Below are 24928 nucleotides of genomic sequence, written 5' to 3' on the forward strand. Positions count from 1 at the left end.
TGGGCCCCTAACGGCTGTGTTCGTAGATGTGGGTGAATTCGATGAGTTGGTCTCGGAGGCTGAGCATCTGGGCTATGGTGATGTCCAGTTCGTCGTTGCCCTCTTTGATGTGGACTAGTGTGCTGTCATCTAGTTCATCCCAGGTGAGTTGCACGGTGATCCCGTTGGTGGTGCTGGGTTCAGAGACGTGGATAGCTGGGTTGATGATTCCCCCGGCTATTGGCCATTCTGTGGTCCAGGCTGGTTGTGCGAGTGACATTTGGTACCCCCATGTGTCGTTTGCTACGGGCTAGCCTCTTTGCCCTGCCCGTCTTGCCATTGCTGGCGAAGTTTTGGGGTGGCGGGGTTTCAGTCCCGCCACGGTGGTTATAAGTCTTCTAGGACAGTCGCCATGCCAGCGTAGTAAGCGAGTCGGCACGCTATCTTGGCGTCTCCTGCTTCCACGGCCAGTTCGGCGGCGGCGTGCAAGTCGCCTGATGTGTGGGCTCGTAGCTCATCGCCTGCGATGCTGTGCGCATCTGCAAAGATCTGACGGGCAGTGGTGCTGGTGGCCATGGTGTCCTCCAAAGGGAGACGGTGCGGGGCTGGTGCCCTGCGGGTAACTGTTTCTATGTTTAGAGCCTAAACGTTGGTGCACTAAGTGTCAACGGTCTAAACAAGCTATTTTAAGTTACTTCCCCGTAATCACTTGGATGCAATAGCAGAACGCAAAGAATTTATGTTTAGACTCTTGACACGACAATAGAAGGCGTTCATGATTGATTCATCACCACATAGGAAAACGGCAGGCACCCAGGAGGCCACTAATGCTCTAACCCTCTTCCCCGAAGATCCCCCTACAATCCAGCCCCGCCACGGACCCCCAGCCGTGGCGGGGCTCCTCTTTTAACTTGAAAGGTATAGTTCAGCTATGAGATCACACACACCCTACGTTTTGGTGTTGGCAGTCCTGTGTCTCACGGGCTGCATTCCTGAGAGTGGACCAAGCACTCCCAGTACCCCAGATACTTACTGTCAGAGCCTCACCCATGCACAGTGCACAACTGAGCTTTCAGACAAGGTGATGATTGCTCTAGACGTGTACGGGGATACAAGTACGCCGTCCCCTGAGCAGGAGACGGCGTATGAGCAGATGAATGACTTATCACTGGAGTGGGCTAACGAGTGCCGGTACAACCCGGATCTGGTAGTGACGGATTCTACGTGTGCTGCGGTAGCTCGGGACCTGACATCTGTGGTGCAGGTGATTGACCCGTCTCAGGTTCCGGTGTTTCGGCAGTAGCGTCGTATTCGGCTATGAGGTCGTCTACCCGGTGGAAGTTGTAGCGTTGCTGTGCTGCCAGTGATTCGTTGAGCGCGTCGGCGTAGCCTTGTTCGCCCATGCGGTGGTAGCAGTTACCGCATTCGATGGTGTCTGAGCCTTCCCAGGTGAATAGTGCGCGTAGGAGGCATTTGGGGCAGGGCGGGATGAGGTGTGTGACTTTACGGCCTTGGCCTAAGCCTTGTTTTGCTTGGCGGGTGAGTACTGCGAGTTCGCCGGCCATGTCTGGCGCTTGGTCCCATTCGGCCAGTTCCTCGTAGTGTTTGGTCCAGTAGTCTTTGGTGGCTACGGCTTGTAGGAGTTCGCTTTGCCCTGGGTGGTAGCTGGGTCCCCATTTCTGGCTGAGGGTGGTGCCTTTCTCTTTGATGAAAGCCGTGGTGTAGGCGACACTGATTTTCACTATGTCCTGTGCCAAGCTTGACGCCCATTCGCGTGGGTGCCCGTAGCCGGCTTTCACAGTGCCGCGTCCGCTGGTGGTGGTGACTGCGGGGCGTGGCAGGTAGGTTTTCAGGTCGATGTAGTCTTGCATGGCCTGGTTGAGTAGGCGTTCGAACCGGCGTTGGCAGGCTGCGCAGAACTGGGTGTCGGTGAGTTCGGGGTTGCCTTCGATGTCTTGGCATCGGGGGTATTTGCATGGGGATACGCTCATAGTTGGGTTCGGACCTTCCCTGCGCGGTCTCTGATCTCGCGGATGATTCCGCGTCCGGCGATAGTTTGCCCACTCTCCCGTGTGTGTCCCGCTAAACGTGATTCCAGGATGTTGGCCATATCTTCCAGCTCCTGCGCACGAGCTTCCCGTATGTGTTCGTCCAGAACCGTGGCTACGTGGCGTTGGTGCAGGTCTAATGATGCGTCGCTGAATGGTTCGCACCAATCGCAACCGGAACACACTGTTTTCCATGTGCCCTCGTCTGCCGTTACATCGCCGGTGAGCATGAACTCGTGCTCTTCTAGGATTTCGAGGGCGGTCATTCGGTTTCGTCTCCTAGCAGTTGTGTGGCCTCAGCGTGCGGGCAGAGTTCGCCAGGTTCCAAAGTGAGGTACCCGTGTTCTTGGCAACCCCCGTTATGGTCGAACCAACACTTGCCGGGGTCTGTTAGGTCGCGGATCAGTTGGCGCATCTTCGCTTCCCGTTCCTGCATGTGGTTGTCGATCATGTGAGCTAGGTGCGTGTCATGCCGTTGGCGTAGGCTCTGGTTGCCCCCGTAGCCACGGTTATAGAGATAGCCACATTTGCACCGGTTGTCTGAGTTGCAGAGGTATCCGGGTTCGAATTGGTGCGCTTCTAGTAGCTCCAGCGGTGTCATTTGGCTTCGACATCCAGAATGTAGGCCTCGTACTGGCGGGCTACCTTGAGTACGTCCAATGCCGGGTTCAGTTCGTTTTTTGTTTCCGTGACGGTCTGTACGGCTAGTTTGAGTGCTTCAAGTCGGATCTCATTGGAGTGCATCATGGGGTGCATCATGGGGTGCATCATGGTAGGTCCCAGTTCTGTCCTTGGGTGAGTAGGCGGATACGTTCTTTCTCGGCTGCGGCTTGTGCGCGTTCTTTATCGCGTTCGCGGTCAAGATGCCGGTTCAAGTCCTGATAGCCCTCGTATCGGTCGCGGGCCCCGTAAGCTCGCCAACCACACGTGCACTCGTCCTGGAATGGTGAATCTTCGCGGTAGACGGGGCTGTGGCTCATCGTGGTTCCCTCATGTTCATGCACCCGCTGCATGGGCACTCTCTGGTGGCTGCGCGTCGGCAGGGTGGGCAGAGTCGCAGGTTTTCGCCGTGGTGCCGGCCCCTGAACTTAAACGTCATGAGGATGAGGCGTGCTGGTTCCTCTGTTTCATAACAGTTCTCGCATTGCAGTGTGTACCGTTCTTTGCCGTCCTCGTGGGTGCGGACGGCGACAATGCCACGTACAGCGCCTGGGAGTGTTGGGAGGAGGCCCATGGCTATCTGTCTGCCTTGCCGTCGTCTTTTTCCACTGGGGGTTCGGGTAGTGGCTTCGATGACGCTGAAATGCTCAGATTCAGGCCTAGTGCGTCGGCTAGCTTGACTACGTCTGAGAGTGAAGCGGTGGACTTCGAAATAACTCCAATGAGGGCTTTGGCTTTGCCGTAGTCTTCACGGCGTAGCTCGGAGTTGGTTTGCACGTTGAATGTCTGCTCGAAAAGTGTGTGAAATTCTTCGGTGGTCATGCTCATGGTGTTTCCTTTGGTGGGTTTAGACCTGGTCGTAGGTTGCTTCGAATATTTGCGGTTCGCACGGGTAGAACTCGCCTTGTACGCCTCGGATGATCCACCAACCTAGGCGCGCTTTCATCACGCCCTCAAGTGTTGGGATGTCGATCCAGTAGGCAACGTCTGTCGGATCACTGGCCTTGGCCTCACAGTCGAACCGTCCACCGCACCAATGGGCTATGTCGATTGCTCGGCGTTCAAAGTCTCGGATGGTTTCACCGGGGCGTAGATCTTGGAACTGCATTGCTTCGATGGTGACGGGCTTTTTACGGAATTGCTTTGCTTCGCTCAATGGGTTTGTCCTGTCCATGGGAGGTGCAGCCCGTCGTTCTCACGGCGGGGTACGTAGTGGATGTGGAGGTGTGGGACGGTTTGGGAGGCATTGGGGCCGCTGTTCACGATGAGGTTGAACTCGTCGTGTATCGCTGAGCCATGTACGGCTGCGGATCTCATGCAGTCTGCGACTAGCTCAGGTGCGTGTGCTGCGGTGGGGACGTGCCTGCGTGGTATGAACAACCGGTGCCCTGGAGTTACCGGGTTGAGCGGTACGAATGAGTAGACGAAACTGCCGTGGTATCGGAAGTCCTTTGCCGGGGCGTATTCGTGGATGATGGTGCAGAACGCGCACTCTTCGCGAGGGTGGAGGTTCACGCTAGTGCCTTGTTGATTTCGCGGGAGATCGCTTGGATGCGGGATGCTTTGCCGGTGGACACCTTGTATTCGATTCGGCGGAGTGTGGCGCTCATGTCTTCCGGGTCCACGTTCTGCGCTAGCTGTGCGGTGAGGTGTTCTACGTGCAGCTGGTAGTTGAGGTTGTAGATAGCGCCGTGCAGGTTGTTCACAAGGGCGTTGCGGCGGGTCATGGTCTAGTCCTCCTCTGGGTAAAGATCTCGGATTGATGACTGCCCGCGGATCTGCGACGTCTCAGACTCGTGTACGAGGGCGAGGAGGCCGTAGTCCAGGGCTCGTGGTTGTTCAGATGGGGACGCTTTCAGGACGATGGTGGCCCCGTTCTCCATGACGACGTTCACGCAAGCAACCCAGCCGGTGAGGAGTAGCGGGCCTTTAGCGCCCTCGTTCATGAGGTCTTGGAGTGCTTGGCGGACGGCTTCGATTTTTTCACTCATTGCGTGTCCCTCGTGTTGATGCTGATGTGCCCTACTTGGCCGGGTGATGGTTCCGGGTGCTGGGGTTGTTCCCATTGGTGGTTGCAGCGTGGGCATTGGCCTGTCCCGTTGGTAACCACGAATTCGGGGTTTTGGCAGCGGGGGCATTGGTCGGTGCGTTGCGTGTACGGGCCGTAGGTGCGGTAGCCGGCGCCGGGGATGAGGAGGTCCAGCCACCATTGCCCGTCTTGCTCGTATTCGATGTACTGCGGGGTGAATGGGGCGGTCATGTGTCGTCGCCCTCGGCGCAGTGTGAGCAGTACTGTCGTTTCTGCATGTCGTCGCATACTGCGCAGTACAGGTCTGTGGGGTTTGGGACAACCCAATCAGTTTTGGTTTTCCCGCACCTGGAGGTGATGCGGGACTTATCGCAGAACCGGTGTACGAGGTCGTCTGAGTCGTCGTTGTCGCCCATGCTGGTGGTTGGGCGTGTGGTCTTGTCTGTGGTTGCGGCGGTCATAGCATTCTGGCCCGTGCTAGTTGGCAGGTGTTGCAGTAGCAGTTGGTGGCGTGGTTGCCGCGGTTGGTGATTTTGGGGCGTGCTGTGGGTTTTGCTTTTTTGTTGGGTGTGAGTACGTCCACGTCTGTGCCGTGATACGTGTACGGGCGGGAGTCGAGCGTTGAGGGGCTGGCACCCATGTTCATGCCCCTGCGAGGCACTGAGAGGCCAATGGGGTCTGAGAGTGAGGTGCGGGCTACTAGGAGTGCCATTATGCTTTGCCTGCTTTCGGGGTGTGCTGTTGTGCTTGGAGTTCTGCGAGCTTGGTCATGGCTACCTGTGCTTGGACGGTGGCCACTGCGAGGTCGTACTCGAGTTGGCCTATGCGCCTGGCCATGATTTGGACTACCTCGTTGAGTGGGATCTCTAGTTGTTCCAACGTGAGCCTGCTTTCTCGTGACGCTTTTCGCAGTCGCGGGCTAGTGATGCCACGTAGTGCACTTTCCCGCATGTTTTGCAGGTGTGCGCTGTGTCTGGGTTGGTGGTGCTCATTGGATTTTCCGTTCGATGTAGGCTTTCGCGGCTGCGGGTACGTGGCCTGGATGGTGGCGGTATTGGCGGGCGTGGGCGATGCTTTCGAATGTTGCGTGGCCGGCGCCTGTTGTGTTGCCTTGTGGGTCTTTGGTGGTCCAGGTGACGAGGGTGCGCCCGTTGGTGAGGTCGCGGAAGGTGAATTGTGGGCGGTGGGTGGGGGAGTTCATTTGGATGTCTCCCCAGTCGTCTATGGGTGGGGCCATGCGACGGCTTTGCCTGTGTGGTCGATGCCGTTGCCTCGGAGGTCTCGGAGGGATTCGCACCCGTATTCGTTGAGGAGGAAGTCACGGGGCTTGTCTAAAGTCGCGTCAGCTATGAAGCTGATTTCGTCCATGGCGAAGTTCTGGGATATGCGCCCGTCCTGGTGGACTGTGTAGTGCGCGATAGGGCCGTCAATGTGCTTGATGTGGAGTACGTCAGCGGTGGTCCCGTCGTGGTGCTTCCCATACGTCGCTGGTTCCCACTGCTCGTGGTATCCGCGTTCTGCCACACGGTGCGTGGTCATGCTGATCAGCATTTCCTGCATGTTCAGCCCGCCAAGATGGATGAGCCGGTTCTGAATGAGTACGTCTACGGCGACGTTGGCGACGAGGCGAGAATGTGCTGAGCCCACCCAGTGCGAGCCTTTGTACACCACCCATGATGGGTAGGAGTACGGGTCTTTGAACACTCGGACACGGTTGGGGTAGATCCTGCCGTGTCGTGCTGTTCGGATGAGGGGTTCAATGGTGTTGGTCATCGGACTGGTCTTTCTCGAAGAACGCGGTTTCCATGCGGCGGGCGATGCTGGCCAACCAGTAGGGGAGGCGTTCGATTATGGCTGTGGTGGTGAAGATGATGACGAGGCCGGCTATGTGGAGGCCGCGCGCTGGTTGTTTGGTGGGGATCATGCTGCGTCCCGGTAGCGTGCCTGCTGTACGCGGAGTGCGTTACGGCGGTGAGCGCGTGTGGTGCGTGCCAACTCCAGCTGGTACTCGACTTCCCAGTTGATGAGATACACGACACCCAGTGCGAGGGCGGACGCTGCGATGAGTGCCAGGACTCCCAGAATGGTGGTTGTGTAGATCATCGCGAGGACTGCCAACCAATCAGGGAAGGTAACCCAGCCTGTGAGTGCAGCCCACCCTGGGAGCAAAGCGAGCGTTACAGCGACGAGGGCGGTTAGCCGGCGCTTACGAAACTTGATCATGGTCTTCGCCTGTCAGAATGAAGTGGGTGAGACGCATGATGTCGGTGATGTTCGAAGATGCGAGGAGTTCCTTGGCGGCTTCTAGGGCGACTATGCGGAAGTCCATGTCCTCAGCGACGTACTTGTGGTCTTTAGCGACGGTGGGGACTACAGCCCTGCGCGGTGCACGAACAACCCGCTTAGGCGACGGACGCACACTCGTGGGTGGAAAGATGAAAACGTGTGCAGATCCATCACTGACAACAATGTTGACCTTGATAGCACGGACACTCGTTTCTACGATTTCGCCCGCATACCAACCTGCATCCAAAATGTAGGGTCCAGCGGTCACATACGCTTCAACGTTCATACCTTCGCAGAGCGGAATGCCAGGGCTCTTGAGGAGCGACGAGTTATGCACCTTACGTGGGTGTGATTGTCTGCCCTCGGCGGGTCCGTGAATCCCGTACATCCCAGATCCATCTACAGGTTCTGTGATGCGCCCGTTCAGCCAACCCTCGTTCGGGACGTAAACGAGAATGTCTTCCCCAACGGTGAAGGTGTCTTTTACTGTCGTGTTCATGGTGTTCCCCAAAGTTTTGTGCGGGTGTGTGGTGTGCCAGATTGGTGGCGTCCAAGGAGCGGTGAGGCTCAACTTGCAACGTGTGACTGTACTCATAGAGTGCCACGGTTGTGACTCAAAAACAAGTCAGTCTCAAACATTATTGAGTCATCAAAACAAGGTCAGGTGGGCAAAAGGGGCGTTGCCCGTCATGCGCGTTGCTCCGGCCCCTAGTCACCCCTTATATGGTGTAAAGGTTGTGTTGTCGGTGTGGGGTGTGTCAATGTGTTGTTTACGGTGTTTTGTTTTGAGTGTTGGTGGGGGTGTTTGGTTTGGATGAGGTTTTGTTGGCTGATCAGGCTTGGCGTGTTGCGCGGGTGGAGGTGGCGCGGTTGGCTCAACTGAGGGAGGAGGCTGTGCGTGCGGCGTTAGAGGCGGGGGAGAGCCCTACAGTGTTGGGTAAGGAATTGGGGATCAGTAGGCAACGGGTATACGCGTTGGCTGGTCCTAAGTGGTGAGAACTACCCTGTTTTTGGGTATGAATGAAGCCGTACACGAATACTGTGTACGGCCTCAAGTATTTTCGTAGCCGGTCCCCTTATCCGGTCATGTCGTCGGTGGGGGCTACGTGCCCGTATTTCGCGATAGTCGGCGTAGTACGGTTCGGGTCTGGTTGTTCCCGGTGTGCGTGGGGGAGTCGGGCGAAGCGGTAGATTATTTCGCCTTCCCTGAGTGCGTGCTCTGGTGAGTATCCGTCACCGGTTAGGCATTTGATCTCCCAAGCTTTGGCCCAGTGCTCGGCTGCTAGTTCTGCATCCGTGAATCGTTGGCTCATGGTTCGACCTTTTCAATCTTCCAGATGCCCACGGAATCAGGCGCTTTGCCATTCGGGTAGAAATCTTCGAGCTCGCGCTGAGCTTCTTCTATCGTGGAGTGGTACTCAGGGTCACAGTCGTACGGCGAAAATACTTTCTCCCCACCTGTTCCATGGATGGTTGGTTCTTCGCCTAACACGTAGTAAGTGCTCATCGTTTTACCTCGTTCGATGCGTAGATGACCATTGGTGTGGCGATGACTGCGCCGGTAACCATGAAGCCTATGGTCCACCAATAAGGCGTGTTGAGTACGGTCAGCCCTAGAATGATCCACCCGGCGAGACAAACCAGAATCCATGCTGCGGATAGGACGGCTTTAGCTAGTGCGGTCATTGGTTCAGCATTCCTTTCAGCTGTCCGTCCGGGGTGAGGTCGTGGTGTAGTCGGATGCCTGGGTGCCCCTCGGCCCGGCATTGTTTCCCGCATCCGTGGTTCATCGCGTAGCAAGCTGCGCGGCTCCGGTGCCATGCGTAGATGCTGGGGCAGTCTGTCCCGTCGTTCCTGCCGTGGCATTCGCCGGTTCCGTCATGGTGGACGGTGATGTGTCCGGTGCATTTGAGGGTGAGGAGTGATCGTTCCCTGCCGGGTTCGGCGTTTACCCATCGTTCCTCGTACTCGGCGGCGCTGGATGCGCATTGTGAGCGTTGGTGGAATTGGACGGTGTGTGCGCCGAAAGGGTTTATCAGGTTGGGGCCGGGGAACACATGCTTTTTCTGTCGGCGGGTGATTGGTTCCTTGCAAGCTGGGCAGTACCCGTCTGGGACGGCCATGGCTTCCATTGATTTCTCTAAGGCTCGTTCGGCTTTTACACCGCTGCATGGTGGGAGTTCGCCGCACTGGTTGCAGACCGCGTAGTGCTCATCCAGGTATGTCCAGTACGGTTGGTCTCTCGTGGGGCGAATGGTGTAGTGGTCGCCTTTGTCTATGCCGGTGAGCCGTTCAGTGACCACTTCGAACTTGTAGCTGTCGTCGAGTGGTTCCCGGATCTTCAGCACCCGGTAGGCGTGCATACCGCTCTCGATAATCACCCCTACCGGTGGCCGGCCATGCCCGTAAGTGCGTTTCATGGTTTCCTCCTGCCCCAGGTTGGTGTGCTGGTCGGGTATTTGATGGTGGTGTTACCGGCTTTTGGTTGAGGCGCAGTGCCGGTCTGTCGCATGGTTTCGGCTATTTGCTCGATTCCTACAGCGGTGGCGAGCTGGGTGTTCATTCTCTCCAACCATTCTTGGAGGACTTTGGCGGTGAACGGGGTCGGCTCCGGCAATGGGACGGTGACAAAGTATTCCTCTGAGCCGCGGCTGAACCTCATGTTTCCTCTTTCCATGAGGCTGTGATCGTGGTGCTGATGTAGGTGTCTTTGGTGCGGATCTCTGCGTCTGCTGGGACACCACTATCTGACAAGTACTGGTTGACGGTTTGATGGTCTGCCAGGGTGAGCGGGTTGATGAATACGAGCAGTTCCCTACGGTGGTGGCGTATGGTGCCGTCCGTGCTAAGCCAGCGGGTTCGTTCCTCCCGCACCGCGTCCGGGTTGTCTGGTCGGTGTAGGTCGAGTTGCTTGTTCAGATCGAAGATGTTCACCTTTCCCAGCTCCTCATGATGTGGTCGTACATGGTTTTGACGTGGAGTGCGTCTGCCAACGCGTTATGCACGCCGCCTTGCTGCTGGGGTAGCTTGTCCACTCCGGTAATGTCCACGAGTGAGCGGACATCGTTGGTGTACATGGGGATACCCGCGGGGAGGTCGATCATTCTTCCGAAGAGTTGGGCTAGTACGACATGGTCGTAGGCTCCGTACCATGCCCATAGTTCAGTTTTCTCTCCCACGGCGAGGAAGTCGCGGACTTCATTGGCGATCACCCATGCAGGCTTTACGCACGATTTGGTGCGGTCCACTTGTAGCGTGGTGACTCCAGGGCGTGGGTGGTGGTTTTCCGGGTTCGCTATGTACTTGTCTAGTAAGGTTTTCGGGGTGACGGGGATGCTGTTCATGACGTTTCGTAGTAGCCAATCATGTTGGCGGATACGGTCCATTGGCATGTCGGCGTTTACTGCGTAGTAGGTTTCCCCGTCGCTTTCCCGCACTATGCCGATACTGATCAGTTCGATGTTCTTACTGTCTTCAAAGAACTCTGTGTCGTAGAAGTACTTCATGGTTACCACCACGCCAAACTAGCGGCGCAAATCCCTATGAGGAGGATTAGCGCGGCTAATGCGATGCACACGAGGCCAAGCGCCTGGTAGTTATTCATCGTCGTTACCCTCGTCCTTTAGGTTCATGAGTGCTTCAAGCGTGGACATGTCCGAACGGTTGATCATCTGCTGGTACAGCTCTGTCGTCATCGTTGAAAGTTCTTCCACCGCTTTCACCGCATAGAATCCGTAGTTCGTGGGGTAGGAGACAACGAACTTCATGGGGATCTGCACGCCATTAGCTGCGGTTGCGGTCATCTCAAATTCGAGAGTGTCGCCCTCTGGGGTTTTGAGCGGGGTAGGGAGAGCGGAAAGGACTGCACGGGCGTTGTCTCGGTAGTGCTCCAAGCTGGTTCCGTTCAGGTCTTCCCAGTTCGGTGGTTCCGGGAAGAATAGTGATCCCTCGTGAAACTTCCGTTCGCGCAGGAATAATGCTTTCGCGCCAGCATCAACAGCTTCCTCGTTTAGCGGGGTGTTACTCATTGTCATATCCCATTTCTTCCGCGATTTCACAGGCTTCTGCGTGACTGATTTCGCCGTTCATCCAAGCTTCTTCAAGTTCCTCATACGCACTCATTCCCCTGCCCTCATTCCTAATCCCTCGCAGAGCTGTCGGGCAGCTTCGGTGTAGTTCAAGTTGGTGACTACGCCAGCATCGTCAGGTGCGCTGAACAGTAATGCCAGGGTTGTTAACCGCTGCTCATATGCGAGGGCGAGGGTGGCGTAGGTGGTGGCTTGCTGAGCGAGAATAACGCGCTCAGCAGACGGCCACGCTTGGCGCTGTGACGCTTCAACCGCGAAGTTACTTGCATCCTCTGGATACGGGTTGCCGGGTAGGTGGCTCATTTTGTGTCCTCGAATTCGATTGGTTTGGACTTCTCCACGGTGACTTCACAACCCCATTCGCGGAGTCGCGCTGATTCCGCACGTGCAGCGGAGGGCGACAACCAGTGCCTACGACGCGTCACCGGAACGACCATCGGTGGATCAGTCATCACATGGAATCCGCCGCGGCCACCGTACGAGTTCCCACCCTCGTAGTACGGGTACTGTGGCGGGTCTTCCTGGTAGATCCATTCCTCAAAGTCCCAGTCCATGAAAGCGGGAAGCTCACCGGCGCTAGGGTCGTAGTGCGCGTCTAGGCATTTCTGCCAGAACTCCACTGACTGTTCCGCGAAGGGTTTGCCGTCAGGTGTCGGGTAGGAATTGATGGTCACCCGGTACAGGTGCAAACTCATTTGTCTGCCCTGAGTTCGAGTTCTCGTTCAGCTTCAGGATGGTACATAGCCCCGCCGTAGTTGATGCGCGGTAGATCCTTGTTGCGGGGCGTGTTGATGGTGGTTAGCCTGTTGCCGATGACCGTGGCGAATGAGTCCACCGGTTCTCCTAGCGTGCGCCTGCCGCCAAAGATCTCCACTTGGTAGTCGGTGACGTTCGGGTGGTCTTCCAGTGGTGGTAGCTCGTCGCCCTGGCGGTAAAGGGCGAGTTGGTTCTCATATGCTTTGGTCTGCCACTCGTTTTCTTCCGAGTCGTAGAAGCTGTCAAACATTCCCATTGATGTCTCCTTGGTTAGTGCGTGCTAGTACTTCTGCGTGCTCCCGCATTCGGAGAGGCTGTTTCCCCGTCCAACGGGTGAGCGCTTCCCAGCAGAACTTTTCATTGCCAGCCGCTATAAGGCTTAGGGACGGTGGCTGTCCGTTTAGGGAGCCATCGCCGTGTTCTCCGGTTGGGTCGCCACTGAAACTGATGACGGCGTAGTGGGTGATCATTGTTTGCCCCTCGCTGTGCGGTCTGCGTGGTCGTAGGCTTCACGCCATGTGGGGAAATACTTTTCGCACTCTGCCCAGCCCTCGTCCGCGATGCGGTAGGCAATGGCTTTAGGTGCGGTCGCGTGACCCCAATTGATGCACGCCACCTGCCAACGGTTCCTAGCCACGGTCGCCACCTGCTAGATCAGCGTCAGTGAGTAGCTTGTAGGTCTTACATGCACCCTCGAAGCACTGCAAGCACGCATAACGAGGCGTACCGTCAGATTCTGTTCCAATGAACCGCGGCTCATGCAGTGCCGTGATCTGCTCCAAAACTGTTTTCATCAGCGGGATGCGGTGCAGTCCGTTCTCACTCATCGGAGGTCGCCTTGCTTGCGTTGTAGGTGCGGATGCCGGCCACGATGGACGCTAGGCAGAGTTCGAAATGCCAGTCGTATTGTTCCCAGCCGTCAGCGTGCTCGTACACGTCGGAGTAGTGGCGGCGTGCACGCTTTGGCATGTCGAGGTCGCGCAGCGTATCTATAGCCGACTCCGTGGAGGAAAGATCTGCGATGGAGTACTCACCCAGGATGTATATCTTGAGTTGGTTCCACCATTCGAGCGTCACGTCAGTGTCCATGTCGCGTGAGTACTCCCAGAAGTCTTGGAAAATCCACCTCTTGCACAGGTCCACGTCATAGTTTTTGACCTCAGATCTGCCTCCGCTGGCTCCTGCTCGCAGCTTCTCAGCCCAATACCCGGTGTTGATTTGCCCGGTGAAGAACGTGAACATGTCCTCAGTCCGAGCGAACGTGTAGGTTCCCATGTCGCCGGTGATCGTGAGGTTACCTGGCCAAGTGATTAGGTCGAACCAATAGAAGCCGTTCTTAGGGTTTTTGAATCGCAGGTGACGGTACAATCCCTCGTCATGCAGGACGGTCATCACGTGATCACCAAGGTTCTTATTGAACGTCTGCAACAATCCGGTGTAGCTGCCCCGGTTCTTGTTGTCGCAGTACTCCACATCGTCAGCGGTTAGTGTGTGCAGCTTACTCATTCGGCTCACCGCCCTGTGTGCGTCGGGACTGCCAGCATTCTTTCGGTGTCCCGTTGTAGCCACACGAGCACGATGGGTCCTCTCCATTCAGGGCGTCACCCCGATCACGGTTATGGGTCTGGATGCCCAGGGCTTCACGAATAAGGCTCACTTCACGCGGTACCGGCAGTGGGTCTTCCCAGCGCATTGCGCCGGTCTCCCATGTGTCTGCCAGTTCCCGCACGTCCTCTATCTGAGCCTCAGCGGTTGCAAGGCGGTTTTCGGCTCGCCGTGCGCGTGAACGTTCCCCGTCGCGCTGGCGGCGCATAGCGTCGAACCGGTTGCTCATAGAGTCGAACTGGCCCTGCAAAATGCTCAGATCTCGTGCGTCCTCCTCACGCTTCACACGCAAGAATTCGATAGTGTCCCGTGCCATGCCCAGGTGTGCTGCCGGGTTGATTGTTTCGCTCATCATTTGTCCTTCCCAATCGGTTTGAATAACCAGTTATTCGGTGTGCCATACACGCGCCGGTCAAACTCTGTTTTCGGTACATGACACTCGCACTTCCACTGACGTGCACAGACCCCCTCAAACGGGACCCTGCAACACGACTGCCTGCACCCATCACAACTAGCCACGGCCTAACCCCTCACCTTGGCAAGGTTCAGATCACGCATCACCCGGCGATCCAACTCAACATCCGCCATAGCCAGCCCCTCGTTGCGGGCTTTCTCCCGGATGAGTTTCACTTCTTTCTCCGCCTCCACACGAGCTAGCCGGCGTATCCGCTGGCAGTCCTGGTCAGTAGTCGCATACAGCAGGTCAATGTCCCCTGTTGCAGCTTTCGCGGTGGTCAGAATTCGGCGTTTCTGCTCATAAGCACCGCTGATGATGTTCGCCCGTTTGGTCTTGGAATCCTCTACCCGCTTGGATGCTTGTTTCAGCATTGTTTGCGTGCGCGCTTCCGTGTTCTTCAAGAGCACGTTCGCCCTAGCAGACTTGTCGTTCGCGTCCCGTACGATGTCCCGCGCTTCCATGTGTGCGTCACGTAGGATCTGCTGCTTGTGCGTTTCCGTGTCCGCCAGGGTGCGGGCCTGCAACGCCTGTGCTTCACGAACAATCTGATTCGCTAGTATTTGTGCACGGCCTACAGCACGGCGGGCCTCTAACAAGCGTTCTTGGATCTCCACACGTTTCTGTCGTTCGCTCAAGAATCCGGTGAGCGGTTGCGTGGTCATGACAGTGCCGCCTGTAGTTCCTCGATCTTGTCGGGACGGAACCCGCACCACTCCATCACTAGCTCGTGCTTAGTGTTGAACACCTGCACGAACGGGAACTGCTGGCCTAGTCCTTGTTCGTTGGCACGATCCCGGATAGCGTCACCCAACAAGTGGTCTACGTCCTCTGTCGGGTCTGCTTTGAACACCGTGTAGGTGGCGCCTATCGCGTCCAGCTTTTTCTTAGTGCTGTTGCACTGCACGCAGCCGGCTGATGGTGCATAAAGATTGATGAACATTTGGTTCTCCTAGTTCAGTGATTCGACGGCGACAATGCCGATGTCTCGTGCAGCGGGTGGGGTGACAGCGTTACCTGCTTGCTTGACCTGTTCACGCTTGTTGCCGGTCATGATGTAATCCTCTGGGAACGCCATGCCAGCGCTAATCTCGTGAGGCTCCAACATTCGGAATTCACACTGGTTGATGTCCTCCACCGTCCATTCAGTGAGCCCGTGGTGGTTACCTCCGGCTGTGAGCGTGCCCAGTGGGTCGGTGGCGGGTTTGGAGCTGTTTGCCAGCTGGTTTTCGGCGGTGCCACGCATGGTGGTGATCATTGCGAAGCGGTCCACAGTCGGAATCGTCGGAATCGCTTTGGTCACCGGGTGAGTTACGCCGTTGCCGTAGTACTCCATGAGCATGTGATGACCAGGCGTGGTCAACAATCCGGTTTCATTCCGGGTCGTCTGCGTGCGTAGGGCATCGTGAACCTGCTGCGCGTATTTCCCGTCCCGGCCCTCAACTGGGATCAGTAGGGACTCATGCAGCCCGCCCGCGGTCAGTGTCCTCAGTGGTCCGTCTACGGTGTCAGTCCGTGAGCTATCCGAACCGCTGAGATTATTCACAATCAGAGGGGACAACAGGCCACGGGTGTAGCTCGTGGTCTGAGTCGCGAAGGGCTCAGTATCGACAGCTGAGAGGATGGGAGCGCCGCGTACTGCGTCAATCGAGATCCGCGTGTTACCGTACTTCTCCAGACCTGCCTGGATACGTGCCATGGTCTTATCAGCCAACGGGCGTTTACGGTCCCCAATTTTCTGGCCACGGATAGACCAGTCAATCGCGTGCGCTGCTGGGAGCCATGCTGGTTCGATGATTTCGTTACGGCATTTAGTGGAGGGGCAGCGGTAGACGTATTGTGCGCGGTACCGGCCCCAACGCTTCCCGTTCTTGAAAGACTGGACTGCCCGCACTACCTTGTCGCAGGTAGGGCAGTAAGCCTGTGGGCGTAGTTTGTCGAAGTCCGGCTTCCGGTTACCCTTCAACCAGAAAACTACGTACATGCGGTCACGTGACTGTGGGGCTGGCATTCCACCCAATTGGGCGTGCATTGAGTTCAGATACACGATGTGGTGCTCATAGCCGAGCAGATCCATGGCGTGCAGCCAAGCCTCAAACATCACCCATTTAGCGGCATCCACGACATTCTCAGTCATGATGACTTTGTACTTGTGCTCTTCCGCATAGCGGGGGACATCCCACATAGTTGCGCGGGACTTTTCCGCGGCCTCGTCAGCGATGGAATCCCCAAAGAGGTCCGGCTGATTGGTTGCGCGGCGCTTGCCCTTCGCTACTGAGTGGTTGGTGCACTCTGGTGAAGCCCAGAGAATATCCGAGCCCGCGATGTAGCGGGGATCTGTGTTCTTGATGTCCGCTAGAACGTGGTCAGTGTCGGGGTGGTTCGTGTTGTGCGTTTCAATCGCCCGGTCCCAGTGATTCATGGCCGTGCGAACGTGTACGCCAGGGATCTGCATAAGCCCAGTCGATGACCCGCCAGCACCACAAAACATATCTGTGATGGTGAGGTTGTGGCTCATTCTTTGTTCTCCAACTCTTTGGCTTTTGCCCGTTCTTCACGGCGTCTCTTGTTTCTTGCTTCCTTACACGGGTCGCATACAGGGGTCTTCTCTCGTCGGTGCCGAGCGTCGCCTGCCGCAGTGCCACACGGGGCCGGGGTAAAAGGTTTAGTCCCTTTGAGTGCCCGCTTGTAGACCCGTATCGCCTCCGCGCAAGCGTCGTCTACAGGTTCCCCCGCTTGATATGCCTGCTGTAAGCTGCTGTGGTACCGCACGGCTTCAACTGTTTTTTGGCCGGGTTGAAGGTGGTTGCCTTGAACGCCCGGTGAGCCTCAGCGCAGGGGCTGCAAGCCCGTTCGCCGTTCTCCCTGTGAAGCAGATACCCCTCGTTCGTTCCACACGCAGCAATGCCCTCCGGTAGCACCCCGCCAGTGCGTTTGATCCGTGCGTCACGGTCAGCTTTCCAAGCCAAATAACTTGGGGTCGGGGCTACGGCGATGGTCTTCATGCCTGCCCCGATTCGTTAGCTCTGTCAGCGTCGTATTTGCGTACGATCAGACGGGCTACGTACACATATTTTTCGTTCTTCTCCGCCAACCGCCAGGTCTCGTATCCGAGCTTGCAAGCGTGGGCTAGGCAGGTGGACGCTAGTTTGAATTCAGCCCATTCGTACCGGGCAGTAATGTCCGCGTTTGGGATGGGGCAGACACTCGCCAAATTTTCAATATGCTCATCGTCGTGCGTAGTCCGGTACAGGATTGTGGCCCTGCTGAGTACTGCGTCATTGATGATGATCAGTGGCTGGTTCATCGTCTTCACCTCCTAGGTCCAGGGTTAGTTGCCCGTCGATTGGTTGGGGTTGTCTTGCTTTCGGCATTCGGTGCAGTGGGCAGCGTCCGCAGATCTTCGATTTCCCGCCACCACTTCCGGGTGCTGGGCCTCTACGGCAGCGGACGTTATTGCAGATGAGTTCTATGCCGTCCCATTGAGCCCATGCCCCGCAGAACGGGCACCGCGGGTGTTGCTCGTTGTGGCGCCGGTTCATCGCATGATCTTTTCCATAGCAGTGAGACACAGCTTCGACTTCTCACCGTCGATAGGCCAGCCGTGCAACCTGGCACCCATAGCGGCCAACTGGGTAGCGTCCGCAATGTCGTTGTTTCGGATGTCCAAATCAAGGAATTGCTTTACGGTGGCAGCGAGCACGGTGTCCTTGGACGCGTTACCGGCCCCTGTGGCGTATTTGGCGCGTGTTTGAGGCTGAATGACACCTACGGGCACATTCCACGCGTAAGCGCTGTAAACCTGCCACCACAGCCCGCTACGGTCGTGCTGGTGACCTACCGTGGAGCCGTAAGACGGCCCCTCAACGAAAACGCCTACCAAATCGCCTTCACGATTCGCCTGGACCCACTCAAGGATCTGGTAGGTAATCTTTCCTAGACGGTCGTCACGGTCTTTCCATGACGCATCCTTGGACCCCTTAGAGGTAATTACCCCTAGAACCGCTGGACGGTCGCTGTAGGCCATGCACAGGCCGGTAGACGTGAGCGACAGATCCAAGCCGAGAACACACTCTGTGGTTACCATTCCGGTTCCTCCTCTCGTGGTTGTGATCTTTCAATTGCTGTTGGCTGCGACGGGATAAAACGGTTGAGACGTTTCGCCTCTTTGAATTGCTTTAGACGACGCTCGTACTTGAGCTGTTCAGCGTCGATGTTTTCGATCCGGTGTCTTTGCTCTTGCTTTCCGGCTTCAATTTCATTGGCGAAGCGTTCGCGCCAACCTGGTTTGTCATTCATCGTTTTTTGGTTCCCCCCTTTGTTAAGAAACGCAACGATCGGTGGAGTTAGATGTAGGGTGCAGGGAGTCTGTAGTTAGTAGTACGTAGTGAGGCATCCCTTTATCGATCCCTTTATCGAAGGCTTGCGTTTAGGGGCTAGAAAGGGTTCCTGAAAGGGTTTATGCAACCCTTTCCAGATCCCTTTATGAAAGGGTTATCCGATGGGTTTATGGAGGGGTTCAAACATCGAAATCAGCCCCCCAAGGGTCAATCGAGTTGTTCCCCAGCAACTGCATAAGCACCGGGGGGCGACCATTCTTGTCATGTTTGAACGCACCCAAATCCGGCTCATTCATCTGCAACCTCTGTAGCTCCCAGACGAACACCCCCCGAATTTTTGGTGACGCAATACGCGGGTAAAGCTTGTGCACTGCAACGCCCATATTGGGCTGTTTCAGTAACCCGTCCTCATGCATGAAGCGGATTAGAAAGGCCTCCTCCGTTTCGTCATCAACTACCATGACGCGCCTCTCGCGAAGCTCCAGTTCAGCCATATCCAGCACCTCCTCAGTGAGTGCAGACGCACGTTTCAGAATGTGTTTCCTACGCCATTCGCACACCCCGTTCAGCTCCATGGAAGGTGCGCTGAGAGTAGCGAAATACAACCACTGAGCCATGGGGGAGAGCAGCGTGAACACGTCGTCAGCCCACAATGCGCGGCGGACTAGCACATACTCCCCGGCCATTACTCCTCCAGTTCAGGGTCGTAGTAAGGGGTACGGTTGTACTCGTCGTCAATCGAGTACCAACAGTTGTCCATGACATCGAAGTAAGGCTTCTCTACCGGGTCCTCATGACTGGGTAGCTTCCAACCTTTGGCCAGGGCATCCCGCGCGGTCTCCGAGTCGTTCTCCATGCCCACATTCCCGGCCCAGCAGAACGCGATCAGGTTAGACGGTGCGTGACGCTTAGGGTTCTTGGAGCCTCCCATTTGGCGATTCACACGATGTTGAACCGACGTTGCACGTTCCCCGCAATGTGGGCAGCGGTACCCGTCACGCTCATAAATCCGGGCGTAGTCACTCATGAGGTGCGCTCCAAGAAACTGTTCGCCTCAGTGACAGTGAGTTCACGTGAGTGGTCGATCTGCCGGCCAGCGAAGTTGGAAAGCATGGTTGACGCTTGTTCCTTGTTCGTCACGCCCATCGTTTTCAGCTTCCCGTTGATCTGGTTCATCTGTTCCTTGGTCGCTGTTGGCTCCGGTTCACGGGCTTGGACTGCAACCGGCGTTGGTTCAGCTTCTGCTGGTTCGGGGGCGGTTTCAGCAGGTGCTTCTGGGAGTCCATCTGTCCAGGGATCGGAGGCGGGAGGGTCGGCGGGTTCATGATCATGTCCAGCAGCTCCTCCGGTATCAGGCAGGGCAGGTTCTTCATGCTGTGGCTCCTCTTCTACTACGTCGGCAGGAGGCTCCACAGGTTCCGGTGTCGTCTCCTCTACAGGTGGTTCCTCCGGGGCTGGCTCCGGTGCGCGCTGAGTACGGATACGAGGGGTAATCGTTGCTTGTCCCTCATCCACAATCTCCGGGGCTGGGCTACCGTCTACAGACGGCATTTCCTCGTCGGTGTATATACCTGAGAGATCCAGAGGGAAAGCCTTACGCAAGGCCGCGGCCTCCGCACACTTGGCCAGTTGGCTTGTCGGCATTTTCTGCCACATCGAGTTAGGTGTGTGCTCGCCAACCTTTTTGTTGTAGTAGGTCTGCACGTACTCACTCCATAGGGCTACAGCGCTGAAATGCTCAGCTCCGCGCCACACGGTGACCTTTGCGGCCAACGGTGGATCTGAGTGCAGCCACACGTCCACCCACACCCCGTCAGCGCCACACCATTGAGTGTCTTCAACGGACAGACTCACTTTGGCTTGTGTGGCACCACGGCGGGCTAGCAGACGGTAGCCGTCAATGCCGGTCTGAATCGTGTACTTAGTGACGTAGCGTTCAATCCACGCGCCGTTCTCGTTCTGGACGCGTTCTTTCGCTTGGCGCCCAATCATGTAGATCTGCTTGGCGAAAGGGTCTAGCCCAGTTTTCTTGGACTGGTGGAAGAACACGGCCAGGTTAGACCGGTCAGCCCCAGCCAATCCCAGCTGGGAGAGCGTAGCTACCTGCGCCTCGTTGAACTCCGTCTGAGTGGCGCTAATCGCCAGTGCAGTGGTCTGTGTCTGGGTTGCAACTTCACTCATGATGCCCTCCTAATGAGTCCGTCACGGCGTTTACGTGAATTGAAGAGAAGTAGAATCGCAGCGAACTCGTCGGAGGCCGCTTGCATGTCTCCAAGGGGGTGCAAGAATGCGCCCTCCTTGGTCAGATGCAGGACACCAATGCCCTCAACCTCTGGCATAGGACGGTCTATCTGGTCCTCGTCTACGTAGAACTCACAGTTCTTGTAGGCGATAGTTTGAAGAGCCGTTTCGCCGTACACCTGGTTCGACGTTTTCAGGTCAACCATCCACGTCTGCCCCGCATACGCGCCCCTATGGAACTTGCAGATGAGGTCAAACGTTCCGGCATACCAATGGGTACGGTTACCGCATGGGCGTTCTTTCAGAACCACTTCCACATCGTTGTCGTATAACCACTTGTCGTAGTGATCGACAGGTTTCTGTAGTTCTTTAGGGACAGAGACTTTCTGCCCGTCAGCGACTTTCTCAGCGGCAGCGTGAACGGCGGTGCCTCGTGCTGCTGCACGGTCACGGCGTACCTCAGACATCGCGATCAGTTTCTTATCGAAATCGAACGGGTGAAGACGGGACGCTTTCACATCTGCGTGCATCGCCAGAACGTCAGCGAGGTTTTCCCGCACTGCACGTGCCACAGAGTTCATCTTGTAGTCCACAAGCGCGGGCTTGTTCAGGGTGCTACCTATGACTGTGGTGACACCTGAGACGCGCCTGTACTCAGGGGAGTTCGTAAAGGTGTTCATCCGGTAGAGATGCTTTTCCGCTTCAAAGAGCAGTCCAGGCTTCGCAGGCGGTGCAGTAGGTTTAGCGCCAATCTTGATTACCATGTCGTTGCCCTTTCAATGTGGTTCCAGCAATACTCAGAACCGGGTTCTACAACCTCTTCGCAGTACTCCGGTGGGTGAGGGTCCACGCTCCATGACGCTGGGACAACCTCAAACGCGCAGGTGGCTACCATTCGGGATCAGTGGCAACCATGCCGTCCTCAATCACGATTCCGACCTCGCCGCTCTCGTCTACAACTTCGATGAGCACCATGAAGTCGCACGCCTCGGCCATGTCCTGAATGATCTTCATGTTTTCGGAATCCAGCAGTGAGCCGTCACGGATGTAAGCGAGGCGCAGGTTCGGGTTCAGGGAGATAGCCATGGCCACAGACACTTTGGTGAGGCCGGCACTGGATGCCTGGGAGAGTGGCTGGCCTTGGAAGGTCACACCGTTCTCATCTAGGCCTAGACCGTCGATAGGCATTTCAGCTTTAGCGAGAGCGTCAGACTTTTTCTTATCCAACGCCTTGATCTTGTTGCTAAGCTCGTCAGCCTCGGCAGTCTTAGCCTTGAGCTGATCGGAGAAGATAGCCTTTTGACGGATAAGCTCACCGGCTTTGTTGGCTTCGGTGGACCCGGCGATCTGCTCTTGGATCTCGTCAGGGTCGCGGTGATCGTCGCGAGCTGCCAACAAATCCACAGAAACTTGGCGTGCCCTGTCTAAAGCGGTCTGCACGTCGATCAGTTTCATTTCCCATGACGACACGTCACGGATAGCAGAGTCCACATCCGCGTAGGCTCGTTGAGCCGCGGTCAGTTCCTGCATCAACACCCCAACATCAACCAGCGCCGGTGCCTCGTCTGGTGCGTCAATGCCTTGCACCTGAGCGTCCAGAGATTTGACTTCACGGTTCACGAAAGTGCGTTCTTCAAAGGTGGACTTCCGGTCTGCTTCCAGCTCCTGCAAATCGAATCCGAGATCCACACAATCCAGCAGTACTGCTAGCTGGTCCTTGTCGTTCATGCGGGAGAATTCCAGAGGATCAAAACTGAGCTTGCCAATCAGCGCATCCAAGAGTTTCTGAGGAGACGCGTATTTCTGGGAGCCGTCCCGACTCGTCACCGTGAGAGTGGAGGTCTTACGATCCACTGATGCAGTCCGGGTAACCACGAAATCATCCAGGGTGACTTCTACCGTGGCTTTCGTTTCACCATTGTGGATAGGGTTGGGGAATTTCTTACCGGCAGCGCCGCCGCCTAGAGCCCAAACAATCGAGTTCAATACCGTGGACTTGCCCTGCTCGTTCCGGCCAGAAAGAGTCATCGTGTGGCCGTCAAACTGAATGTCCAGCGTTCGCAAACGCATGAAGTTGTCTACCTTGAGCGCTCGTACGCGCTGTTGTGCAGTGTTGCTCATGGAATTTTCCTTTGATGAATGATTACTGGATTGCTTTGGAGTTCTGTTCTTCGCACCATGCGTTGAACTTCTCTGCCGGATACCGGACCTGGCCGGCTATGTGCGTATATGGGGGGCCGTAGGGTTCTGTGCGGTAACGCCAGTTATCCACGGTTCGGGGTTTGATCTTGAGCTGTTCCGCCACTTCCGCGGCTGTCAGGTATCGGATCTTGGTTTCTTCCAATGCGTCCCTCGCTTGTAGTTGCGATGTCTTCCAGCGGAATGCTGAATCTCGTGTGCAAGAGAGTGGAAACGCGTGCCGTAACCCCTTGCTCGTGGGTGTCGATCCTGTGGAGAGTGCTACGGCTGCACCCCAGCAGTTTGGAAAGTTCTTCATCACTGGGGATGTCGAAATCTTTCTTGACCTTGTCGAGTAGTCCAGGCGTGATGTACAAAATCCCGCTCCATTCGATGACTCAAAATTGTTGTGACGTGACTCGTTTTCTAATCACAAATTCAGTAAAGCATGGACTGACTCACGAATGCAACACTTTGAGTAGATATTGAGTCAATCAGTGCATGAAAAAGTACGTGCCGTGTAATCTTTGTTACTCAAAAATGCTTGATTCTGACTCATCTATGAGGCACGATAAAGGAATGAAACATATATCCTTCAAAGACCATCTGGACACGATCACAGGGAGCAAGAGTCTTAGATCTATTGCAGCTGAGATCGATGTCAATTCAGCGACCCTCACCCGTCAGCTACAAGACGGCCTGAAATTCGATACTGTCGTAGCGATCTGCCGTACCTATAAGTCCCCAATCATTCAGGCCTTGGGTATCGCTGGTCTCCTCACAGGGGATGAAGTGGAAGCAGTGGCCAACGCTACTGACCTCTCACAGGTCGATGACGCTGCACTAGTCGCTGAACTCACCCGGCGCATGTCGCGCCCAGGCACTCCAGCTATCTACGACGAGCCATTAGATAACGTCGTGAAACTCGAAAAGCCTCAAGACTGACCACTGCACGCCCGTGTGACATTCGGGGAAGCTTGTCACCCGGCTAGCGGATCATTCTAGAAAAATCGAACCTGAGAGCTGGTAGTCCTATGAGGGGGCGACCTCCACTGAGCCTAGGCACTCACGGCACAATCAAAGTCGTGGAGTCCGCCGCTGGCACATTCCAGGCCACATGTCGCTACAGGGACATGGACGGCGTTACCCGTCGCGTCACTGCGACGGGTAGAACTAAGCGCGCGGCCAATGACGCATTGGGAGCGAAGATAGCGGTACGCAACCGCGGGCACGATGATGATTTGACCGCGGACAGTCGCATCCAGGATCTCGCCAAAGTGTGGATAGCACAGCATGAAGCGTCACCCGGCGCCTTGGAGCAGTACGCGGGGACCATTGAACGGCACATCACGCCTAAGATCGGTTCGCTACGCATCCGGGAGCTAACACCGGGCAGGGCAGACAAGTTTCTGCAATTGGTCGGCACTAAGCACGCTGGCACCCACACGAAATCTAACGGGGAGTCGGTCCTCATTGGGGGTCCGAGCGCCGCCGTTACCGCGCGCGCTGTCCTAACCCAGATGATGAGCATGGCCGTCCGGTACGAGCTGTGCGACGTCAACCCGGTTCGTGAAGCCCGCACACCTAAGAGCGGACGCAAGCCGGTACGCGCCCTCAGTACAGACATGCTTCAAGAGCTACTAGCGCACGTCAAAGAATGGGCTGCGGGTGGCACCTACGGCCCCGCACGGGATCAGAGCGTTCTGGACATGATCGAAGTACTTATAGGCACCGGTGTTCGTCCTGGTGAAGTCCTCGCCCTGCGCTGGTCAGACGGCGTGATCCTCAGCGATGAGCCGTACATCGAGATCACAGGCACCGCGAAGCGCACCAAAGAGCGCGGGTTGCACAGGCAAGACAACCCTAAGAGTGAGAGCAGTGAACGGCAATTGCGCATCCCAGATTTTGTGGTGTCGATCCTGCGCCGTCGCCGGCTGCGCGCAAACGGGAATGACTACGTGTTCCCAAACCGTGATGGGGGACTGCGAGAGCCGGCCAACCTGAACAGGGTGTGGCGTGACGCGCGCGGTGAAGAGTGGGCTTGGGTGACACCTAAGAGTTTCCGCGCTGCGGTGGCCACCGTGATAGACCGGGAATCTGACAGTACTCATGCAGCGTCACAGCTTGGGCACTCAAACGATACGGTCACGCGGAAGCACTACATTGAGCACAATAAAATGGCGACTGATAATCGAGTCATCCTTGAGCGTTTCCGAGACGCGAGGTAGTCGTTTTATAGTCGTAAATTCCGTGCATGAGTCAGT

General features: G+C 56.4%; 46 protein-coding genes. 2 read left to right on the top strand and 44 right to left on the bottom strand.

Going from position 1 to position 24928, the window contains the following annotated elements:
• Positions 1–7: 7 nt before the first annotated feature.
• From IEX04_RS06565 to IEX04_RS06780, 44 genes are all read right to left on the bottom strand, one after another.
• Positions 8–259 carry a hypothetical protein gene (locus tag IEX04_RS06565; RefSeq protein ID WP_188684566.1) on the bottom strand — a complete coding sequence of 84 codons (252 nt, stop codon included), beginning with the start codon at positions 257–259 and terminating at the stop codon, positions 8–10.
• A 107-nt stretch (positions 260–366) separates the two neighbouring features.
• Positions 367–555, bottom strand: a complete 189-nt coding sequence (locus tag IEX04_RS06570; RefSeq protein WP_188684568.1) for a hypothetical protein — start codon at positions 553–555, stop codon at positions 367–369.
• Between the two features lie 644 nt (positions 556–1199).
• Positions 1200–1970 (bottom strand): hypothetical protein, encoded by a 771-nt coding sequence (locus IEX04_RS06575; RefSeq protein WP_188684570.1) that lies wholly within the window; start codon positions 1968–1970, stop codon positions 1200–1202.
• The gene (locus tag IEX04_RS06580) at positions 1967–2293 is read right to left on the bottom strand and encodes a hypothetical protein (RefSeq protein WP_188684572.1); all 327 of its coding nucleotides are present in this window, start codon (positions 2291–2293) and stop codon (positions 1967–1969) included. The genes IEX04_RS06575 and IEX04_RS06580 overlap by 4 nt, the downstream gene beginning before the upstream one ends.
• A gap of 331 nt (positions 2294–2624) precedes the next feature.
• Positions 2625–2774 carry a hypothetical protein gene (locus IEX04_RS06585; protein WP_194446437.1) on the bottom strand — a complete coding sequence of 50 codons (150 nt, stop codon included), beginning with the start codon at positions 2772–2774 and terminating at the stop codon, positions 2625–2627.
• Between the two features lie 20 nt (positions 2775–2794).
• Entirely contained in the window at positions 2795–3007 is a 213-nt protein-coding gene (locus tag IEX04_RS06590; protein WP_188684576.1) for a hypothetical protein, read from the bottom strand.
• Positions 3008–3263: 256 nt separating this feature from the next.
• Entirely contained in the window at positions 3264–3515 is a 252-nt protein-coding gene (locus IEX04_RS06595) for a hypothetical protein (RefSeq protein WP_188684578.1), read from the bottom strand.
• A gap of 19 nt (positions 3516–3534) precedes the next feature.
• Positions 3535–3843, bottom strand: coding sequence for a hypothetical protein (locus tag IEX04_RS06600; protein ID WP_229677038.1), 309 nt, complete (start codon positions 3841–3843; stop codon positions 3535–3537).
• Positions 3840–4202, bottom strand: a complete 363-nt coding sequence (locus tag IEX04_RS06605) for an HIT family protein (RefSeq protein WP_188684582.1) — start codon at positions 4200–4202, stop codon at positions 3840–3842. The genes IEX04_RS06600 and IEX04_RS06605 overlap by 4 nt, the downstream gene beginning before the upstream one ends.
• The gene (locus IEX04_RS06610) at positions 4199–4414 is read right to left on the bottom strand and encodes a hypothetical protein (protein ID WP_188684584.1); all 216 of its coding nucleotides are present in this window, start codon (positions 4412–4414) and stop codon (positions 4199–4201) included. The genes IEX04_RS06605 and IEX04_RS06610 overlap by 4 nt, the downstream gene beginning before the upstream one ends.
• 3 nt (positions 4415–4417) lie before the next feature.
• Entirely contained in the window at positions 4418–4678 is a 261-nt protein-coding gene (locus tag IEX04_RS06615; protein ID WP_188684585.1) for a hypothetical protein, read from the bottom strand.
• Positions 4675–4947 carry an FYVE zinc finger domain-containing protein gene (locus tag IEX04_RS06620; RefSeq protein WP_188684587.1) on the bottom strand — a complete coding sequence of 91 codons (273 nt, stop codon included), beginning with the start codon at positions 4945–4947 and terminating at the stop codon, positions 4675–4677. The genes IEX04_RS06615 and IEX04_RS06620 overlap by 4 nt, the downstream gene beginning before the upstream one ends.
• Before the next feature lie 480 nt (positions 4948–5427).
• On the bottom strand, positions 5428–5595 hold the full coding sequence (locus IEX04_RS06625) for a hypothetical protein (RefSeq protein WP_188684589.1): 168 nt from the start codon (positions 5593–5595) through the stop codon (positions 5428–5430).
• A gap of 109 nt (positions 5596–5704) precedes the next feature.
• Entirely contained in the window at positions 5705–5953 is a 249-nt protein-coding gene (locus tag IEX04_RS06630) for a hypothetical protein (RefSeq protein ID WP_229677039.1), read from the bottom strand.
• On the bottom strand, positions 5938–6489 hold the full coding sequence (locus IEX04_RS06635) for a hypothetical protein (protein WP_188684593.1): 552 nt from the start codon (positions 6487–6489) through the stop codon (positions 5938–5940). Before IEX04_RS06635 ends, IEX04_RS06630 begins: the two co-directional genes overlap by 16 nt.
• On the bottom strand, positions 6473–6640 hold the full coding sequence (locus IEX04_RS06640) for a hypothetical protein (RefSeq protein ID WP_188684595.1): 168 nt from the start codon (positions 6638–6640) through the stop codon (positions 6473–6475). The genes IEX04_RS06635 and IEX04_RS06640 overlap by 17 nt, the downstream gene beginning before the upstream one ends.
• Positions 6637–6939: a hypothetical protein gene (locus tag IEX04_RS06645; RefSeq protein ID WP_188684597.1), complete on the bottom strand. Its 303-nt coding sequence runs from the start codon at positions 6937–6939 to the stop codon at positions 6637–6639. The genes IEX04_RS06640 and IEX04_RS06645 overlap by 4 nt, the downstream gene beginning before the upstream one ends.
• On the bottom strand, positions 6923–7501 hold the full coding sequence (locus IEX04_RS06650; RefSeq protein ID WP_188684599.1) for a hypothetical protein: 579 nt from the start codon (positions 7499–7501) through the stop codon (positions 6923–6925). The genes IEX04_RS06645 and IEX04_RS06650 overlap by 17 nt, the downstream gene beginning before the upstream one ends.
• A 577-nt stretch (positions 7502–8078) precedes the next feature.
• Entirely contained in the window at positions 8079–8315 is a 237-nt protein-coding gene (locus IEX04_RS06655; RefSeq protein WP_188684601.1) for a hypothetical protein, read from the bottom strand.
• Entirely contained in the window at positions 8312–8509 is a 198-nt protein-coding gene (locus tag IEX04_RS06660) for a hypothetical protein (protein WP_188684603.1), read from the bottom strand. Before IEX04_RS06660 ends, IEX04_RS06655 begins: the two co-directional genes overlap by 4 nt.
• Complete coding sequence (locus IEX04_RS06665) at positions 8506–8688, bottom strand: hypothetical protein (RefSeq protein WP_188684605.1); 183 nt, start codon at positions 8686–8688, stop codon at positions 8506–8508. The genes IEX04_RS06660 and IEX04_RS06665 overlap by 4 nt, the downstream gene beginning before the upstream one ends.
• Entirely contained in the window at positions 8685–9422 is a 738-nt protein-coding gene (locus tag IEX04_RS06670; RefSeq protein WP_188684607.1) for a hypothetical protein, read from the bottom strand. Before IEX04_RS06670 ends, IEX04_RS06665 begins: the two co-directional genes overlap by 4 nt.
• Positions 9419–9664 (bottom strand): hypothetical protein, encoded by a 246-nt coding sequence (locus tag IEX04_RS06675; RefSeq protein ID WP_188684609.1) that lies wholly within the window; start codon positions 9662–9664, stop codon positions 9419–9421. The genes IEX04_RS06670 and IEX04_RS06675 overlap by 4 nt, the downstream gene beginning before the upstream one ends.
• Positions 9661–9936 (bottom strand): hypothetical protein, encoded by a 276-nt coding sequence (locus tag IEX04_RS06680; protein ID WP_188684611.1) that lies wholly within the window; start codon positions 9934–9936, stop codon positions 9661–9663. The genes IEX04_RS06675 and IEX04_RS06680 overlap by 4 nt, the downstream gene beginning before the upstream one ends.
• A complete protein-coding gene (locus tag IEX04_RS06685; RefSeq protein ID WP_188684613.1) occupies positions 9933–10508 on the bottom strand; it encodes a 3'-5' exoribonuclease domain-containing protein in 576 nt (191 codons plus the stop codon). The genes IEX04_RS06680 and IEX04_RS06685 overlap by 4 nt, the downstream gene beginning before the upstream one ends.
• Positions 10509–10598: 90 nt before the next feature.
• On the bottom strand, positions 10599–11030 hold the full coding sequence (locus IEX04_RS06690; protein ID WP_188684616.1) for a hypothetical protein: 432 nt from the start codon (positions 11028–11030) through the stop codon (positions 10599–10601).
• Positions 11031–11120: 90 nt separating this feature from the next.
• Entirely contained in the window at positions 11121–11393 is a 273-nt protein-coding gene (locus IEX04_RS06695) for a hypothetical protein (RefSeq protein WP_188684618.1), read from the bottom strand.
• Positions 11390–11785 carry a hypothetical protein gene (locus tag IEX04_RS06700; RefSeq protein ID WP_188684620.1) on the bottom strand — a complete coding sequence of 132 codons (396 nt, stop codon included), beginning with the start codon at positions 11783–11785 and terminating at the stop codon, positions 11390–11392. Before IEX04_RS06700 ends, IEX04_RS06695 begins: the two co-directional genes overlap by 4 nt.
• Complete coding sequence (locus IEX04_RS06705; protein ID WP_188684622.1) at positions 11782–12102, bottom strand: hypothetical protein; 321 nt, start codon at positions 12100–12102, stop codon at positions 11782–11784. Before IEX04_RS06705 ends, IEX04_RS06700 begins: the two co-directional genes overlap by 4 nt.
• A 373-nt stretch (positions 12103–12475) precedes the next feature.
• Positions 12476–12673, bottom strand: a complete 198-nt coding sequence (locus IEX04_RS06710) for a hypothetical protein (protein ID WP_188684624.1) — start codon at positions 12671–12673, stop codon at positions 12476–12478.
• Positions 12666–13352 carry a hypothetical protein gene (locus IEX04_RS06715; RefSeq protein WP_188684626.1) on the bottom strand — a complete coding sequence of 229 codons (687 nt, stop codon included), beginning with the start codon at positions 13350–13352 and terminating at the stop codon, positions 12666–12668. Before IEX04_RS06715 ends, IEX04_RS06710 begins: the two co-directional genes overlap by 8 nt.
• On the bottom strand, positions 13345–13806 hold the full coding sequence (locus tag IEX04_RS06720) for a hypothetical protein (RefSeq protein ID WP_229677040.1): 462 nt from the start codon (positions 13804–13806) through the stop codon (positions 13345–13347). Before IEX04_RS06720 ends, IEX04_RS06715 begins: the two co-directional genes overlap by 8 nt.
• Positions 13807–13973: 167 nt before the next feature.
• The gene (locus IEX04_RS06725) at positions 13974–14570 is read right to left on the bottom strand and encodes a hypothetical protein (RefSeq protein WP_188684631.1); all 597 of its coding nucleotides are present in this window, start codon (positions 14568–14570) and stop codon (positions 13974–13976) included.
• Positions 14567–14848: a thioredoxin domain-containing protein gene (locus tag IEX04_RS06730; RefSeq protein ID WP_188684633.1), complete on the bottom strand. Its 282-nt coding sequence runs from the start codon at positions 14846–14848 to the stop codon at positions 14567–14569. The genes IEX04_RS06725 and IEX04_RS06730 overlap by 4 nt, the downstream gene beginning before the upstream one ends.
• Positions 14849–14857: 9 nt before the next feature.
• Positions 14858–16423: a DNA cytosine methyltransferase gene (locus IEX04_RS06735; RefSeq protein ID WP_188684635.1), complete on the bottom strand. Its 1566-nt coding sequence runs from the start codon at positions 16421–16423 to the stop codon at positions 14858–14860.
• A 483-nt stretch (positions 16424–16906) separates the two neighbouring features.
• Complete coding sequence (locus IEX04_RS06740; RefSeq protein WP_188684637.1) at positions 16907–17212, bottom strand: hypothetical protein; 306 nt, start codon at positions 17210–17212, stop codon at positions 16907–16909.
• A 231-nt stretch (positions 17213–17443) separates the two neighbouring features.
• Positions 17444–17992 (bottom strand): hypothetical protein, encoded by a 549-nt coding sequence (locus IEX04_RS06745; protein ID WP_188684639.1) that lies wholly within the window; start codon positions 17990–17992, stop codon positions 17444–17446.
• Complete coding sequence (locus tag IEX04_RS06750) at positions 17986–18204, bottom strand: hypothetical protein (RefSeq protein ID WP_188684641.1); 219 nt, start codon at positions 18202–18204, stop codon at positions 17986–17988. The genes IEX04_RS06745 and IEX04_RS06750 overlap by 7 nt, the downstream gene beginning before the upstream one ends.
• A 220-nt stretch (positions 18205–18424) precedes the next feature.
• A complete protein-coding gene (locus tag IEX04_RS06755) occupies positions 18425–18931 on the bottom strand; it encodes a hypothetical protein (protein ID WP_188684643.1) in 507 nt (168 codons plus the stop codon).
• Positions 18931–19272, bottom strand: coding sequence for an HNH endonuclease (locus IEX04_RS06760; protein ID WP_188684645.1), 342 nt, complete (start codon positions 19270–19272; stop codon positions 18931–18933). The genes IEX04_RS06755 and IEX04_RS06760 overlap by 1 nt, the downstream gene beginning before the upstream one ends.
• Positions 19269–20426 carry a phage recombination protein Bet gene (gene bet, locus IEX04_RS06765; RefSeq protein ID WP_188684647.1) on the bottom strand — a complete coding sequence of 386 codons (1158 nt, stop codon included), beginning with the start codon at positions 20424–20426 and terminating at the stop codon, positions 19269–19271. The genes IEX04_RS06760 and bet overlap by 4 nt, the downstream gene beginning before the upstream one ends.
• A complete protein-coding gene (locus tag IEX04_RS06770; RefSeq protein ID WP_188684649.1) occupies positions 20423–21250 on the bottom strand; it encodes a hypothetical protein in 828 nt (275 codons plus the stop codon). Before IEX04_RS06770 ends, bet begins: the two co-directional genes overlap by 4 nt.
• 124 nt (positions 21251–21374) lie before the next feature.
• Positions 21375–22607, bottom strand: a complete 1233-nt coding sequence (locus tag IEX04_RS06775; protein ID WP_188684651.1) for an AAA family ATPase — start codon at positions 22605–22607, stop codon at positions 21375–21377.
• 22 nt (positions 22608–22629) lie between these two features.
• Complete coding sequence (locus IEX04_RS06780; RefSeq protein WP_188684652.1) at positions 22630–22830, bottom strand: helix-turn-helix transcriptional regulator; 201 nt, start codon at positions 22828–22830, stop codon at positions 22630–22632.
• A 413-nt stretch (positions 22831–23243) separates the two neighbouring features.
• Here IEX04_RS06780 and IEX04_RS06785 point away from each other — a divergent pair, with 413 nt between their 5' ends.
• A complete protein-coding gene (locus tag IEX04_RS06785; protein WP_188684654.1) occupies positions 23244–23609 on the top strand; it encodes a hypothetical protein in 366 nt (121 codons plus the stop codon).
• A gap of 188 nt (positions 23610–23797) precedes the next feature.
• Positions 23798–24892, top strand: a complete 1095-nt coding sequence (locus IEX04_RS06790; RefSeq protein ID WP_188684656.1) for a tyrosine-type recombinase/integrase — start codon at positions 23798–23800, stop codon at positions 24890–24892.
• Positions 24893–24928: the final 36 nt, after the last annotated feature.

The organism is Glutamicibacter ardleyensis, from assembly GCF_014644555.1.
GTDB lineage: Bacteria > Actinomycetota > Actinomycetes > Actinomycetales > Micrococcaceae > Glutamicibacter > Glutamicibacter bergerei.